General features: G+C 62.6%; 18 protein-coding genes. 11 read left to right on the top strand and 7 right to left on the bottom strand.

What is annotated here, in order from left to right:
• Positions 1–45 precede the first annotated feature (45 nt).
• Positions 46–1,134, bottom strand: a complete 1,089-nt coding sequence (locus tag FNH21_RS16245; protein ID WP_152817096.1) for a DNA glycosylase AlkZ-like family protein — start codon at positions 1,132–1,134, stop codon at positions 46–48.
• A 110-nt stretch (positions 1,135–1,244) separates the two neighbouring features.
• Here FNH21_RS16245 and FNH21_RS16240 point away from each other — a divergent pair, with 110 nt between their 5' ends.
• From FNH21_RS16240 to FNH21_RS16220, 5 genes are all read left to right on the top strand, one after another.
• The gene (locus FNH21_RS16240) at positions 1,245–1,721 is read left to right on the top strand and encodes a hypothetical protein (protein WP_152817095.1); all 477 of its coding nucleotides are present in this window, start codon (positions 1,245–1,247) and stop codon (positions 1,719–1,721) included.
• 92 nt (positions 1,722–1,813) lie between these two features.
• Positions 1,814–2,137, top strand: a complete 324-nt coding sequence (locus FNH21_RS16235) for a hypothetical protein (protein ID WP_191932089.1) — start codon at positions 1,814–1,816, stop codon at positions 2,135–2,137.
• A 134-nt stretch (positions 2,138–2,271) separates the two neighbouring features.
• Positions 2,272–2,604, top strand: a complete 333-nt coding sequence (locus FNH21_RS16230; protein ID WP_152817094.1) for a PadR family transcriptional regulator — start codon at positions 2,272–2,274, stop codon at positions 2,602–2,604.
• Complete coding sequence (locus tag FNH21_RS16225; protein WP_152817093.1) at positions 2,601–3,725, top strand: hypothetical protein; 1,125 nt, start codon at positions 2,601–2,603, stop codon at positions 3,723–3,725. Before FNH21_RS16230 ends, FNH21_RS16225 begins: the two co-directional genes overlap by 4 nt.
• 107 nt (positions 3,726–3,832) lie before the next feature.
• Entirely contained in the window at positions 3,833–4,309 is a 477-nt protein-coding gene (locus FNH21_RS16220; RefSeq protein WP_152817092.1) for a hypothetical protein, read from the top strand.
• Between the two features lie 34 nt (positions 4,310–4,343).
• Here FNH21_RS16220 and FNH21_RS16215 read toward each other — a convergent pair whose 3' ends face one another.
• On the bottom strand, positions 4,344–4,757 hold the full coding sequence (locus FNH21_RS16215; protein WP_206687076.1) for an ASCH domain-containing protein: 414 nt from the start codon (positions 4,755–4,757) through the stop codon (positions 4,344–4,346).
• A gap of 310 nt (positions 4,758–5,067) precedes the next feature.
• Positions 5,068–6,318, bottom strand: coding sequence for an MFS transporter (locus FNH21_RS16210; RefSeq protein ID WP_152817091.1), 1,251 nt, complete (start codon positions 6,316–6,318; stop codon positions 5,068–5,070).
• Between the two features lie 74 nt (positions 6,319–6,392).
• Between FNH21_RS16210 and FNH21_RS16205 the strand changes: the two genes are divergently transcribed.
• On the top strand, positions 6,393–6,950 hold the full coding sequence (locus FNH21_RS16205; RefSeq protein WP_152817090.1) for an ArsR/SmtB family transcription factor: 558 nt from the start codon (positions 6,393–6,395) through the stop codon (positions 6,948–6,950).
• A 101-nt stretch (positions 6,951–7,051) separates the two neighbouring features.
• Entirely contained in the window at positions 7,052–7,402 is a 351-nt protein-coding gene (locus FNH21_RS16200; RefSeq protein WP_152817089.1) for a hypothetical protein, read from the top strand.
• Positions 7,403–7,463: 61 nt separating this feature from the next.
• Here FNH21_RS16200 and FNH21_RS16195 read toward each other — a convergent pair whose 3' ends face one another.
• From FNH21_RS16195 to FNH21_RS16185, 3 genes are all read right to left on the bottom strand, one after another.
• Positions 7,464–8,948 carry a hypothetical protein gene (locus FNH21_RS16195; RefSeq protein WP_152817088.1) on the bottom strand — a complete coding sequence of 495 codons (1,485 nt, stop codon included), beginning with the start codon at positions 8,946–8,948 and terminating at the stop codon, positions 7,464–7,466.
• Positions 8,949–9,072: 124 nt separating this feature from the next.
• Positions 9,073–9,312: a helix-turn-helix domain-containing protein gene (locus FNH21_RS16190; protein WP_152817087.1), complete on the bottom strand. Its 240-nt coding sequence runs from the start codon at positions 9,310–9,312 to the stop codon at positions 9,073–9,075.
• Positions 9,313–9,314: 2 nt separating this feature from the next.
• A complete protein-coding gene (locus FNH21_RS16185; protein WP_152817086.1) occupies positions 9,315–9,965 on the bottom strand; it encodes a hypothetical protein in 651 nt (216 codons plus the stop codon).
• 168 nt (positions 9,966–10,133) lie between these two features.
• On the opposite strand from FNH21_RS16185, the gene FNH21_RS16180 reads away from it, so the two are divergent.
• The 4 genes from FNH21_RS16180 to FNH21_RS16165 all read left to right on the top strand — a co-directional run bounded on the left by FNH21_RS16180 (position 10,134) and on the right by FNH21_RS16165 (position 12,591).
• Positions 10,134–10,829, top strand: coding sequence for a nucleoside/nucleotide kinase family protein (locus FNH21_RS16180; RefSeq protein ID WP_152817085.1), 696 nt, complete (start codon positions 10,134–10,136; stop codon positions 10,827–10,829).
• Positions 10,830–10,867: 38 nt separating this feature from the next.
• The gene (locus FNH21_RS16175; RefSeq protein ID WP_152817084.1) at positions 10,868–11,482 is read left to right on the top strand and encodes an SGNH/GDSL hydrolase family protein; all 615 of its coding nucleotides are present in this window, start codon (positions 10,868–10,870) and stop codon (positions 11,480–11,482) included.
• A gap of 59 nt (positions 11,483–11,541) precedes the next feature.
• Complete coding sequence (locus FNH21_RS16170) at positions 11,542–12,054, top strand: GNAT family N-acetyltransferase (RefSeq protein ID WP_338403330.1); 513 nt, start codon at positions 11,542–11,544, stop codon at positions 12,052–12,054.
• Between the two features lie 183 nt (positions 12,055–12,237).
• Positions 12,238–12,591: a hypothetical protein gene (locus FNH21_RS16165; RefSeq protein ID WP_152817083.1), complete on the top strand. Its 354-nt coding sequence runs from the start codon at positions 12,238–12,240 to the stop codon at positions 12,589–12,591.
• A 36-nt stretch (positions 12,592–12,627) separates the two neighbouring features.
• Here the strand turns inward: FNH21_RS16165 and FNH21_RS16160 are convergent, their stop codons facing one another.
• Positions 12,628–13,191, bottom strand: a complete 564-nt coding sequence (locus FNH21_RS16160) for a recombinase family protein (RefSeq protein ID WP_191932082.1) — start codon at positions 13,189–13,191, stop codon at positions 12,628–12,630.
• Between the last annotated feature and the right edge of the window lie 286 nt (positions 13,192–13,477).

The following is a 13,477-nucleotide window of genomic DNA, read 5'->3' as shown; positions in this document are numbered from 1 at the left end:
AACGTCGCGTTGCTGGATCCCTACACCGGACATGTTCCCCTCGCCTCAATGACTTTCAAGCTCGAGCTCGCGCCCGAGTGCTTGGGACAACCAATCGGCAGCGGTGGCCACCGACGAGGGCGCGGCGCTCATCCCATCGAACCAGCTGATCCGGATCGTGCTGCGGTCAACCTTCCAGGTCCCGCCGACCCGCCCGCCAATCAGAATAAGATTCGCCCCGCCGGTAGCGGTCCCCCGATGCTTGGCAGGCACGATAGAGGTCGCTGACGTGCCGGCACCGAGGACCCACTGATCGGATCCTGGCAGCAGCACCACCTGGTGAGATTCGGCCGCAGTCGCGATGGGCTCGACGTGCTCACTTAGGCACAGCGCCTCAACGCCGTCGACCCAGACCGTGGCGAGCTCGGCGTCGATCTCATCGATCCAGCCTGCGATGCGCTTGCGCCCAGCGCTCAGACCTTCACCCAGCCAGTACTGGATCCGATCCGGAGTGGTAGGCCCATACGCTGCGAGGTAGGCGCGTATCGCCCGAGGCCCCGCATCATCGAGCTCGGCTAGCCCGGTCCAGCCGGGCACGGACTCGAGAAGCTGAAACCTGGGCGCACCGTCTGAGGGGCTAAAGCACAGGTCGCCCTGCCACCCGAACGGTTTGAGGAACGTGTGGGACCTATCAGCGAAGGCTGGCTTTAGATGTCGGTAAGCCGGGTCCTTCGCGACAGCCTCGGCCAGCTCATGCTGGGTCAGGGGACCGGCGACCAGCGCCTCGCGCACCGTCGCGCGCAGGCGCGGCCACTCCTCGGGTTCGATACCGTAGTGGCTGCGCCAGCTTGACCGCTCCCACTGCCGACCTGCGCAGCGTAACGCAAGATGGACCGCTGCCGACGAAGAGGTCATAAGGTGTGTGGCTCCGCGAAACGCGTACGTCGCAAAGACGCGTCCCTCCATCATCGCGGTCTCGACGTCGCCCGGGGTTGAACGAGCCAGCCGCAACCGGATTGAAGTTGCAGCGTCTCCGGACCACGAGGGCAAGGCCACGAGTCGATCCACCACACCCTCGACCGTTGCTGCTCGCTCGTCGTCGAGGTACTGACGGCGCAGGCGCCAACCCAGTGCCGAAGCCCAGGTCACAGCCATGGACTAAGGGTATGCCTCTCCGGCGCCATCGGCATTCAGCTGCACCCTGACTGCCCGTAAGCCGATCCTTATACGAGATGATGCATCGGGGCCGAGAGTTAGGGTGACGCATGACAACCATCGTGCGCGCACCAGGGAACCTGATCGTTGCGACCATCGGAAAGGTTGATGTCCGCCTCGCAGGAATCGACGTCACGAAAGCTCCCCAGCACGTAGATGTTCCATCCGGTACCCCCTGCGTAGTGGTCTACCTCAGCGCAGCACGAGGATACGAGACAGTGAGCCACGACGCGGAAATTGCTCAGACCCGGAGCCTCGAGGACCTTGCCGCAGAAGCGGTGGAAGCCCAGAAAGACGGTCCTCCCAAGCTGAGCAACCTCAGCAGGGTAGGCATCACCATCACGGACGACCAGAGCACCCGGTACGAGCCGTCAGGGTTCCGGATGATCGGCGATGGTATCGGTTGGGACGACATGCGCGTGTACACGCCGGCACCACCATCACATGCCGTCATGCTGCACCTGGACTTCACAGTCGACGGCGACTCCACCGGCAGAAGTTGCGACGTAGACCCAACCGCCCGCTGAGGGATCCTCCTGCGGCACTGCTCCGTTGCGACTAGGTCACATTCTCTTGTCCTGAGCCGCCGGCGGCGATGCAGGTGCCTACCGTGGAGAGCATGCAGGCATCTGAAACTGTTCACGCAGAGAACCATGATTTCGTTGACTCTCCGTTCTACCGGGTGAACTTTTGGGAACAAGCATCACCGCCGCGGGGCTGGATGCTCGATGCTTTCGTTCTTAGCGATGTTGAGGATTTGACGCAGGTCCACCAGTGGATAGAAGAGAACGCGCGTGGGCGCCGATTCGAGCTCTTCGTCGAGATGCAGCACGAGCCAGTTAAGCCCTTCGCCAGCCCACGTGAGAGTGGGCTCATCCGGTTACTCGGAAGCAACCCCAACGCCGGAGAACCGGTGTACATCTCGGCTTTCGCGCCGAGCTAGAGAAACGCGGTGCGAAGAGCACGCAGCAGGATCCTGAAACGCTCCGGTGAACGGTATTACTCGTGTGTAAAAGGCATCAAGTTCGAGGACCAAGGGATTGATCGCCTGCATAGGTATGCTGCATACTTAGGTACATGGAGATGCAGTGGCCGTTGCCGTGGATCCGAGCAAGTCTGGATCTGGCCGTGCTCGGTTGTGTCCTCGAGGGGCCGTTACACGGATACGGGATCGCGGTACAACTTGAACTACGCGGCTTCGGAAGACCAAAAGGCGGCTCGCTCTACCCCGTTCTGAGCCGACTGGAAGACACCGGATACGTTCAAGCGCGGTGGGAGCAAGCAGATACCGGCCCGGGTCGTAAAAGCTACTCCATCACACACTCAGGCCGGCAGTATCTCTCCGATGGGCTGATCAAGTGGCAAACGCTGACGGAAGCACTCAGCAGCGGAAAGGACAACCGATCATGACATCCCCCACACTGGACGTCCACAAACTTCCGGCCGCTTTCGGCCTTGCCCGGGGTGTGAAGGCGGATCAGGACTGGGCCGAACTCGTCATCGGCCGCATGTATCTGGAGAACATCAACCACACCCTCGTTCATGCGGAATTGACTCAGGTACTGGCACTCGTGCGCGATTCCGGCGAAAGCCCGCAGGATCTTTTCGGCGATCCCTTCGACTACGTCGACGCCCAGATCCAACAGTGGCGCACTGAGGGTGCCCCAGTTCTACCGGTGGAGCCCCCGACGAGTTGGCGGGACGTTCCTGTCCTGGCCGCAAGCATCGCGACCTTCACGATCGCCATGTTCGGGGTTCTCGAGCTGTTCTCCGGCAACTGGACCACCGACTACACCCTCGGTAAGCTCCTGGCCCCAGCACTGATCGGGACCACCGCACTGGTCAGCCTCACAACATTTGAGACCCGGCTCCAACACATCAGGCGACTCTGGGCTGTTGTCCTCGCGCTCCTTCCCGCCCTCCTGGGAATAACCCTCACCGCTTCACTTTTCGTTCTCGGCAATACGACACCGTTGTTCACCGGGCCCCTGTGGTGGTACGCCGTACTCACCGTGGGACACGCCCTGGTCACAATCGGTCTCTACCGCTACTTCTCCGACGCTCAAGCACATCGCACACTTCACCACTCACTGCGTTCAACGCTATCCCGGCAGGGCGCCACAACCCAGACCGAACACAAAGCCGCCCCGACCGCCCAGACCGACGATCAATGGGCTCTCGAGCTGGCAGGGCTCCTGCGCTTACGCATCGAGATGCCGGAAAAGGAAGTCCGAGCCACCATCGTCGAAGCACGCCAGCACGCACGGAACAACAACACCACCCTGAGCGAGGAATTCGGTGCACCGAACGACTACGCCTCCCGGTTACCTCGATCAACATCCGGAAGACGCGTCCGCGAACGCTGGCGCCGTATCGCGTGGATCATCGCACTCCCGGCCTTCGGGTATCTCGCGTTCGAAGGACTGCAGCACGGGTGGGCCTGGAGCAACGTGCGCTGGATCATGGCCATCGCCTTCACAGCCGCATGCTTCACCGTCATTGGATTCCTCCGCCACCGAACATCCCACTAACACCACACCGCAACACCCCCCGCACGACCCACATCGCACGACCCACATCGCACGATGCACCATCCTTATACGAGATGATGCATCGGGGCCGAGAGTTAGGGTGACGCATGACAACCATCGTGCGCGCACCAGGGAACCTGATCGTTGCGACCATCGGAAAGGTTGATGTCCGCCTCGCAGGAATCGACGTCACGAAAGCTCCCCAGCACGTAGATGTTCCATCCGGTACCCCCTGCGTAGTGGTCTACCTCAGCGCAGCACGAGGATACGAGACAGTGAGCCACGACGCGGAAATTGCTCAGACCCGGAGCCTCGAGGACCTTGCCGCAGAAGCGGTGGAAGCCCAGAAAGACGGTCCTCCCAAGCTGAGCAACCTCAGCAGGGTAGGCATCACCATCACGGACGACCAGGGCACCCGGTACGAGCCGTCAGGGTTCCGGATGATCGGCGATGGTATCGGTTGGGACGACATGCGCGTGTACACGCCGGCACCACCATCACATGCCGTCATGCTGCACCTGGACTTCACAGTCGACGGCGACTCCACCGGCAGAAGTTGCGACGTAGACCCAACCGCCCGCTGAGGGATCGTCTTACGGGGCGGTCTTTCCGCGGTTTCTAGCTGATGAGTTGGAAGCGCTCGAGAATCACTGCAGTCTCATCGCGGACCGTAAACGCAGGGTCCGTTAGATAAGAGCGCATCTCTTCACCGTGCCAGTACTGCTCGTGATCTACACGCCACTGAGCGACGGAGACATGCCCCTCTCCCTCATCAATGACGTGACTGAGTGGTACCTGATCCAATCTCACTTGGTCGACCTGCACTGTTTCAATGATGGCGACAGGCTGTCCCGCCGAATCAATCACTGCCTGCCTCCTTCCCACTGCGGGTAGCGGATCACCTTCGACGGCGTACTCCACAAGCAGCGATGTCGTCGTGGTCTTTGCGCCCGACAGGATGGACGCGACCAGCGAGTCTCGAAGCGGCCCTGGGAACCCGAACTCAGCGTGAGATAGCGGTGGCTCAGTCATGCTTCCACTCTCGCACTTCACTCGACCAGGCTTCATTTCACGCTGGAACGACCCCGGATGCTTTGACCACGGGAGGGCGTTGGCGGGCTGCCCCGCCATCGAGGCTTCAAAAAGCCCGCCACGGTCAGGAAAAGTCACAACTAAACCGGCTGTCTGGAACTGTGGCGTTGGGGTGTACCCCAGTGCAACGGTCTCCGCGACCAACTGGCGCATGTATGAGGTGCAAACTCCCGGTCGGGTACGGGTGAGCTTCGTAGTGGACTTTGGAGTCCAATGGTTCAGAGGGCGGTCGGCAGAGAACCTTGTCGGCTTATGGCTGGATGTCGGCGGCGGTGATTGCCTTGTTCGTGAGGACGGGCATCAAACCCAGTAGTGCCAGAGTCAGTAGTCCCATGATGGCGAACATAACTTGTAGGCCGAGCCATTGGGCCAGTAGGCCGCCGGCTGTGGCTCCGAGCGGCATGGTGCCCCAGGCCAGCAAGCGGTAGGCGCTGTTGACCCTGCCGAGCAGGTTGTCGGGGGTGATGCGTTGGCGTAGGGACACGGTGATGACATTCCACAGCACGATCAGCATGCCTCCGACGAAGAAGATCGGTCCGAGGACGTAGGGGTTGTCGGTGATGGCGGGCGCACCGACGAATAACGCGACCCCGACGATCGCTACAGTCAGTGATGCCGACCTGCCGAGTCTGGCTTCCACCCGTTCGGCGATGATCGAGCCGACGAACGCGCCCACGGCCGAGGTCGTCAAGAAGAGACCGAAGCTCGTTGCGGATAGGCCCATCGGTGAGGCCGGGCCGACGGCGAACAGCACCAGGACCGCGAAGGCGGCACTGGAGGCGAAGTTGAACACTCCGGTCATCACCGCGAGGGTGCGAAGGATCCTGTGATCCCGTAGGAACCGCAGACCTTCGCCGATGTCGAACCGCAGCGTGGTCTTGTGCTCGCGTTCGGTGCGGAACGATCCCCGAATCATGATCAGGCCACCAGCGGCCACAAGCCACAGTGCCGCGGGCATAGCGAAGGCAGCAACGACGCCGAGAGCCACCAGCAGTCCGCCCAGCGGTGGTCCGATGAACTGGTTGGTGATGAGTTCGACCCCGTAAAGCCGGCCGTTGGCGCGTGAGAGCTGATCCCTGTGCACCACCTGGGGCAGGATCGACTGGGCGGAGGTGTCGTAGAGCGTTTCGGCCACACCCACCGTCAGGGCAACAACGTAGAGGGCCCAGAGGGACCCCCAGCCGAGCAGAATGGCGCCCACCAACAGGGCAGGCAGCACAGCCCGGCCGAGGTTCGCCCACACCATCAACTTGCGCCGGTCCAGCCGGTCCGCCAGCGCTCCCGCGATCAGGGCGAACAACAGCCAGGGAAGCGTAGCTGCGACACTGAGCCCGGCGATCAGGACAGGCGACTGGGTGAGCTGAATGGCCAGCAGCGGCAGCGCGATCTTGAAGACCCCGTCGGCGAGGTTGGACAGCCCCGAGGAGGCCCACAGCTTCCAATAGGAGGCACCCAATGGCGCCCGCCCCGTCGTGTTCGCCTGCGCTGCATGAGGAGTCATAGGTGGACCATTCCATGCTGATTGATTATTTTCAAGGTGATAGATTTCAGTACATTAGACCGTAGGATGGGCTCATGACCGATGCGGCGCCGCTAGAAGCAGATGGGCAGGCAAACCGGACAGAGAAGCCGGCCGCGACTGCCCGGGAGATCAAGGCATTAGCTCATCCATTGCGCCTGAGGATCCTGCGCCTGTGCGGACTCCAGGAACTGACCAACAAGGAACTCGCCGACCGGCTCGGCCAGGATCCGGGAACGATGTTCTATCACGTGCGGCAACTGCTCTCCACCGGGTTCCTCGAACCGGCCGAGGTCCGCACCGGAAGCAGCGGCGCCCTCGAGAAGCCGTACCGATCCACCGGGCGGTCCTGGAACCTGGATACCGCCCTCAGCGACGCCGATCCGGATAGCCCCCTGGCGCCGGTCGAGGCGTTTCGGGAAGAGTTGGTCGAAGCGGGTCCGGACGCACTGGCGAGCCTGTCGCGCTTCGCTCTGCACCTCTCAGCAGAAGACGCCGAAGACCTCATCACGCGCATCGATGCCGTACTGAGCGAATACACCGACAGCGACAAGCAACGATCTGATCAACCCACCTACGGTGGGATCTTCGTCCTTCACCGAACAGCCGACTAGGCGGAAGCTGCGGAACACCACCTCAAGGTGTTGCGTTGAGGATCGGCTTGCGGACACTAGGTGAACACTTGCCTGCAGACCTGGTCTGGTTATGGTGAATCATGAATTCCATGGAGCTCATCTGGTTCATCGCAGGATTCGTTGCTTTGCCAATCGGCGTTCTGGTTGTCGGGCTCCTCGTTCTCAGGAGAGAACCCGACATGCAAGCCTGGACGCGATACCTGTGGATGGTGGGCCTTGCCGTCATCGCGTCGGTCGCCCTGATGACAATGCAGGGCAGGCTTGACGCACCGTCAAGCGCGGAGTCCACGAATCTGGAAGTTTTCTACTCCTTATCGTTAGTGCTGAGCCTGCCCGGAATCGTCATCATCGGGGGCTTTTGGGCTTTGATCGGCCGCGCAGCCACCCTAGAACGGCAGACACGGGCGGATCTTCCTGGGAACACACAGTAGTAAGTCCGTTGCAGGATCACTAAGCGCCCGAAAGCATCGGTCCTTCATTGAACGAGTGTGTTCACTGCAGGCCGGCGCAACAGAAGCGGTTCTTTCTCCCGCTACCGCAGCGGCAAGGTCCGTAGACGCCGAGGCGAGAACGTGCCTGCTCGTCGATCTCTGGCTCGACAAGTGTGCGCGGGTCGGCATCCCAGATCAATTCACCAGCTGTGACGGAGATGCTCATTGCCTCCTGGCTCGGCACGCCCCAAGGCGACACGGTCGCGGCATCGCCTTCTGCTGCCGCCGCCTTGTCGCGACCCGCGTTGGATGCGGGCATTCGCGTGACACCGTCGAGCTCGTTAGCGGCGGTGCGGTCGTGTGCCACAAGAGACGACCAGATGCGTTGCGGTCCCTTGCGCCGGCCTGGAAGATCGTCGAGGAACGTACCAGCAACCGTAAGGGCGGTTGCCGCGCCGACCGTACCGAACACGACGTCGGCGGCAAGGGCGGCCGCGATGCCGTATTTGTTGCCGGTGAGCGAAGCCCCTAAGCGATTGAGCAGTCCCTCGGAGGCGCCGCGTTCTGCTTCCGCGATCAGTGGGCGCAGTAGTGCGTTCTCCTGATCCCTGAGGTACGCCTCTGCCTGTGTGGCATCTTCGACTGGGGTCGCCTGGTACACCTCATGAAGTGTGCTTCTGAACTCTGCGAACGAATCGTCGTCGTGAATATCTCGGATCAACCGTGGGCTGAGACCGTGGAAGATCGGCAGACCCGACCGCAGGACGGATTCGACAACCCTCGTTGAGCTTCCGACGATGGGAGTGATCCCTTCGCGGCAGAGGAATCGCTCGTGGTCGAACGGAGCACTGTAGGTGACGCCGTAGGCGTTTGCCAACGTGTACTCGCGGGAGAAATATCGGATGCCATGATCGATGGCTCTTTCGATTCCTGGGCCGTGGTTCGCGCCCGGGGCCAAGGCGAAGTATCCGCGAACGTTGTCCTCAGCGGCAATCTCGGCGGCACCAAATCTGCTCGCGTAATGGAGCGGATCCTGCAGGACGCGCGCGCGTATTTCGCGTCGTAGCTGGTCGATGGCGGCTCGCCGCTCGAAGTAGAGCGGTTCAGACGCAACGGGGACGATGATGCCTGCTTCAATGAGCGGGCGCATGCGAACCAGCGCCGGTATCACGGTGCACAGGAACGCGCGGGTGCGTCGCGTCCGGGTTTCTGCGTCGTCGTCTGGAGGGCGATAGCCGCGGCGAGCAGCAATCATGTGTTCGATGCGGTACTGCTCCCCAGAGAACCAATCGGCGATGGGATCGCGCACGAGAACCTGCCCGCTGTAAAGCAGACTCGAAAAGATTAGGTCGCCGCCGAGTAGCGCGAAGTTTGCTGAGGGCCAGCCCCCCAAGTAGATGGGGTGTGCGTCTTGCTGAATCGTCGGTGTGTGGCTAACGGCAAATTCTCTAACCCGTTCACCGAACGCTTCAATGTCGCGCCCCGGGACAGTGGAGAAGTCGGTGTCCTCTCGCGTGGCGAGGTAGTTGTCGATGACGTCAAGCATGGATAGCACGTGATCATCATCCCTGTAATGGTGGACATCCTCGAATAAGCCGCTGCGGATGCCCGCAAGCCAATCGGCTATCGGAATGACGTCCTGTTGAGGAATGCTGCGGCGATCGTGCCGTCTACGGCTGTGCTTCAGGTGTTGGGGTTACTACGAGGAGCTCTCCGATATCGCAGCGAAGGGCCCGGCAAATGGCGGTCAGGGTTGAAAAGCGGATCGCTCGTGCCCGGTCGTTCTTGAGTACGGACAGGTTGACGAGGCTGACGCCGACCAGTTCGCTCAATCGGGTGAGAGTCATACCCCGTTCGGTCAGGAGCTCGTCGAGGCGACAGTGCACGCCACTCAACTCGGTGTCGGGCATGCTCAGATCAGGCCCTCAGTGTCCGCGCGCAGCCTCTCTCCGTTGCGAGTGAGGATCGCGAGCCCGCCGAGTGCCATAGAGGCGAGGAAGGGCAGCCAGTCGACGTGCGCGGCGAACAGCCAACTGCCATCGTCGGGTGCGTTGGCGCCCAGCGCGACAGTCAGAGCACCGATGGACGCCATGGTCCCGAAGACGAAGGACGCGACCCACCCGCCGAGGATCGCGAACGAGCTGATGGTCACCAGGCGGGCTGTCCCCGGTGCGAACGCCTCGCCGTGCCACAGTCGCCGGAAGACGACGACCGCGCAGCCGATGACGATCAGCGCCGCGACGGCCGGGAGCACCTCCGCCAGGAGCACGCTGATGAACGTGGCGATCGGGAGGTCCGAGACCACGACGAGCCCTTCATCGATGCTCACGGGCGCTCCGGAGTCTGGACCCGGAACCAGGGTTTCCACTGGTGCGAACTGCACCGGCACTGTTATACCGGTGCCGCCGAGGATCTCGACCAGGCGCAGGACCAGCACAGTCAGGACATAGGCCGCGGCGACGACGCCGACTCCGAGAGTCGCCACCAGGTCGGTGCGGGTGGAACGGGAGACAGCCATCCGTCCACCCGCTGGTCGGGAGGACTCGCTGGAAGAAATACTCATACCCACATCCTTATCGATTACCGTTGTTATCGATAGACGATATATCCGAAGGCCGCAGGTGACAAGGCAGTAGTTCCCGACCGAACCGGTCAAGCAGTAACGGCCCGCGTCCGGTGACGGATCCCGCTTCGCACGCTGCTGGACGTTCATCTCTAGGAGGATGGGGGCATGGGGAAGTTCATGCGTGACCTGGCCGAGAGCATTCTCGGCGCCGTCGGGACCGGGCGGAGGATCGTGGCGATCGACGGCGTCGATGGCAGCGGAAAAACCTCATTCGCAGCCAACCTGGCAGCGGAGACTCATCATCGCCCCGTCATCACCATCCACGCAGACGATTTCCTCAACCCCTCGCCACTCAGGCACGCCCGCGGCCGGCACTCACCGGAAGGATTCTGGAAGGACACCTACGACTATCCGGCCCTCCAGCAGCATGTGCTCACACCGTTGGGCACCGAGGGAGATGGACGATACTCGCCGGCTTCCTACGACCCGGTGACGGACCAACCAGCACTGGCGGCCTTTCTCCAGGCCCCACCGGACGCGCTGGTCCTGGTCGAGGGCATGTTCTTGCACCGCGATGAACTCGTCGCGTCCTGGGACGCCTCGGTGTACCTCGACGTTCCTTTCACCGTGACCGCGGCGCGAATGGCAGCCCGGGACGGCACCAACCGCGATCCGGAACACCCGACGATGCGCCGGTATGTCCACGGTCAGCGGCTTTACTTCGCAGCCGCGAGACCCCGGGAACGAGCTACCTTCGTGATCGACAACAGCGACTTCACCGCCCCCGTCGTCCGCCCCGTCACTGCCCCAACGCTGCCCCGACAGGCCCCTGAGGAGTACGCTTGCGGTCATTCGTGGTGATGACTGGATAACAGTCGGGGCGTTGTTAGCGTGAACCGATGACCATCAGAATGGGGATCTACGGAGACAGTATCGGCACCGGGTGGCGGGGAATCTCCGACCGCAGCAAGCGCTGGACAAGCATCACCTGTACCAACCTGAATCTGGAGGAACACAACTTCTCCGTCGACGGTCTTGGCTTCATCCGGCGGCGCGACACGGGCGCATTTTTGCTGCACCCCCTGCAGATGGTCATCGACGCCCAGCCACAGATCGCCCTGATCGCTCTGGGCCAGAACGACTACGAGTGCATCCCCGATCGGGAGGACGAGCTGCGTCGCGTCATGCTTCAGGACATGACTGCGCTTCGCGACGCCTTGCCCGAGTCTCAGGTACTCGTCGTGGAGCCGTACTGGCCCTCGACACGCCAGGAACCACCGAAGGGCCGGCGCGTCTTCGACCTGCACGGTGCATGCGCGGAGGAAGCCGGGTTGCCGTTCGTCAAGGGGCAACGGGGCGTCTTCGGCGAGGACTATCTGCCGTACCTGTTCCCTGAAGAAGGGCAGTTGCACCCCAACGACGAGGGGCATGCGGTCCTGGCCGCGGTCATGACGGAGGCATTGTCGCCGTACGTCCAGCGAGCCCTTGAACGAACTATTTCGCTGCCCCGGTAAACGGTCTACTCACGGACAGGGCAGCGCCTACCAAGGAGGGGCGATGGTAGGTTTGGCTCGTGAAGGACGTAACGATCAGGGCCACCACCGAGGATGACTGGGAGGCCATCCGAAACCTCCGACTAGAGATGATTCGGGATACCCCATACGGCTTCGCCGAACGTTTGGTGGACGCCGAGCGACAGGATGAGCAGGAGTGGCGGCGGCGCGGAAGGCGGGGCAACGCTATGGACAGCGCATCGATGGTAGCGATCGACGCGGATAGGACATGGGTGGGAGCAATGAGTGGTTGGATTCCGAACGCGTCTACCGGTCCCCTGCTCGTCGGCGTCTACACCGCTCCCTCGCATCGAGGGCGCAGCGCCGGCGTTACGGACAGGATGCTCGATGCTGTCGAGACATGGGCAGCTACTCACGCCGCGACGCTGCGGTTGACCGTGCACGAGCACAATCACCGGGCGCAAGCGTTCTATCAACGACGCGGCTACGACCTGACTGGCATCACTACCGCCTACTCCCTCGACCCGGGCCAGCAAGAACTTGAAATGATACGAACACTCAACGCCCGATAGGAACCCCTTCCTGGCACACTGTGCGGTCAGGAGTCCATCAGTGTCCCAGCCAAGGACCTTCAATCGCACGGGGCACCACAACTGGGCCCGCCCCCACGCGGCACGAGGCCCAGCACGGGCCCCAGATTCGGGCGGAACTGCACTCGGGTCACCAGCTCTCACCCGGCGTCGTAGGCTGGCCGGATGTTCTCCTTCATCGGCAGGCTCCCGCAGCCCGCGAAGACGCTGTACGTCCTGATCTTCCTCGCCTTCGTGCTGCTGTTCGCCACCTTCGTCATGGATCTCGCAGAAGCACGGAGAGTCGCTCTCGTGGGAGTGGGCACCCTGGTCTTTCTGCTGGGTCTTTGCGCGAGCCTGAACATCAACGGCACCGCCGACGGGATGGCATCCGCCATCAAGGAGTACCGGCCCATGGGCGCCGACTACTCGCGATCCTTCCTCTCGACGCCCCTGTACGCGCGCCTCTTCGGCATCATGGCGGTGGTCGTCGGATCAGCCTTCGCAGTGACGGCGGTCGTCTCTCCCAGCGGCCTCTAATCACCCCGGCCTCGGGGCTGAGTTGATGCCGGCGGGTCAGGTCGATCCGATGCTCAGGTACCGGTACACGGTCGCCCGGCTGGCGCCGATGATCTTCCCGATATCCGCCGGCGTCAGCCCCTGCGCCTTTAACTCCTGGGCGCGCCGGACCTTCGCGTGCTCGGCCGTGACCTCCCGCCGGCCAGCCCTCCTCCCGTGCTCGGCGGCCGCGGCCATGCCGGCCCTGGTGCGTTCGGCCAGCTGGTCGCGCTCGAGCTGCGCGAACGCGGACATCACGGTCAGCATCGCCCGACCCATGGGACCGGTGGTGCTGATCCCCTCGGTGACACTCCGGAAGTGGACACTCCTTTGTTCGAGGTCATCGATCAGGGCCAGCAGGTTCCGGGTGTTGCGGCCCAGCCGGTCCAGCTTCCACACCACCACCTCATCCCCCGCCCGGAGATGATCCAGGAGCTTATCCAGCTCGGGCCGGCTCGCCCGCGTCCCGCTCACCCCGTGGTCGGTGAAGATCCGATCGCAGCCCGCCGCCGAGAGTGCTGCGTGCTGCAGATCGGCGTTCTGCTCCAGCGTGCTGACCCTGGCATACCCGATACTTCCCACGCCGACTCCTCATGCACTCATCAAAGGCTGATTCTCCTATTTTTGAGAATACCCGCCGTGAGACACATTGTTGGGACGGGACGCGGCCGCCCACTCCCCCGCCGATCCTGGAGATCGCAGATCCGTCGTCGAGCCTTGCCGTTCGTCCAGTCAAAGGATGGCGACCTCAACCGGTCAATGCACCACCTGTGGTCTTGAGGGTATCGCGGGCTGATCGAAGGTGGTGATGTGGGCTTGGTAGAGCTCGTTGGAGCTGGCCCATTTCAAAACCTGCCGGGGACGATCG

It is taken from the genome of Arthrobacter bussei, from assembly GCF_009377195.2.
GTDB classification, from domain to species: domain Bacteria; phylum Actinomycetota; class Actinomycetes; order Actinomycetales; family Micrococcaceae; genus Arthrobacter_D; species Arthrobacter_D bussei.
The sequence above is the reverse complement of the archived record's forward strand: the minus strand, read 5'-3'. Positions and strand labels throughout refer to the sequence as shown.

Coding starts and splice junctions, on each gene's coding strand:
- FNH21_RS16240 (WP_152817095.1), top strand. CDS start 1,245: ATGACAACCATCGTGCGCGCACCAGGGAACCTGATCGTTGCGACCATC.
- FNH21_RS16195 (WP_152817088.1), bottom strand. CDS start 8,948: ATGCTTGACGTCATCGACAACTACCTCGCCACGCGAGAGGACACCGAC.
- FNH21_RS16205 (WP_152817090.1), top strand. CDS start 6,393: ATGACCGATGCGGCGCCGCTAGAAGCAGATGGGCAGGCAAACCGGACA.
- FNH21_RS16225 (WP_152817093.1), top strand. CDS start 2,601: ATGACATCCCCCACACTGGACGTCCACAAACTTCCGGCCGCTTTCGGC.
- FNH21_RS16235 (WP_191932089.1), top strand. CDS start 1,814: ATGCAGGCATCTGAAACTGTTCACGCAGAGAACCATGATTTCGTTGAC.
- FNH21_RS16245 (WP_152817096.1), bottom strand. CDS start 1,134: ATGGCTGTGACCTGGGCTTCGGCACTGGGTTGGCGCCTGCGCCGTCAG.
- FNH21_RS16210 (WP_152817091.1), bottom strand. CDS start 6,318: ATGACTCCTCATGCAGCGCAGGCGAACACGACGGGGCGGGCGCCATTG.
- FNH21_RS16200 (WP_152817089.1), top strand. CDS start 7,052: ATGAATTCCATGGAGCTCATCTGGTTCATCGCAGGATTCGTTGCTTTG.
- FNH21_RS16165 (WP_152817083.1), top strand. CDS start 12,238: ATGTTCTCCTTCATCGGCAGGCTCCCGCAGCCCGCGAAGACGCTGTAC.
- FNH21_RS16190 (WP_152817087.1), bottom strand. CDS start 9,312: ATGCCCGACACCGAGTTGAGTGGCGTGCACTGTCGCCTCGACGAGCTC.
- FNH21_RS16175 (WP_152817084.1), top strand. CDS start 10,868: ATGACCATCAGAATGGGGATCTACGGAGACAGTATCGGCACCGGGTGG.
- FNH21_RS16185 (WP_152817086.1), bottom strand. CDS start 9,965: ATGAGTATTTCTTCCAGCGAGTCCTCCCGACCAGCGGGTGGACGGATG.
- FNH21_RS16230 (WP_152817094.1), top strand. CDS start 2,272: ATGGAGATGCAGTGGCCGTTGCCGTGGATCCGAGCAAGTCTGGATCTG.
- FNH21_RS16180 (WP_152817085.1), top strand. CDS start 10,134: ATGGGGAAGTTCATGCGTGACCTGGCCGAGAGCATTCTCGGCGCCGTC.
- FNH21_RS16215 (WP_206687076.1), bottom strand. CDS start 4,757: ATGACTGAGCCACCGCTATCTCACGCTGAGTTCGGGTTCCCAGGGCCG.
- FNH21_RS16220 (WP_152817092.1), top strand. CDS start 3,833: ATGACAACCATCGTGCGCGCACCAGGGAACCTGATCGTTGCGACCATC.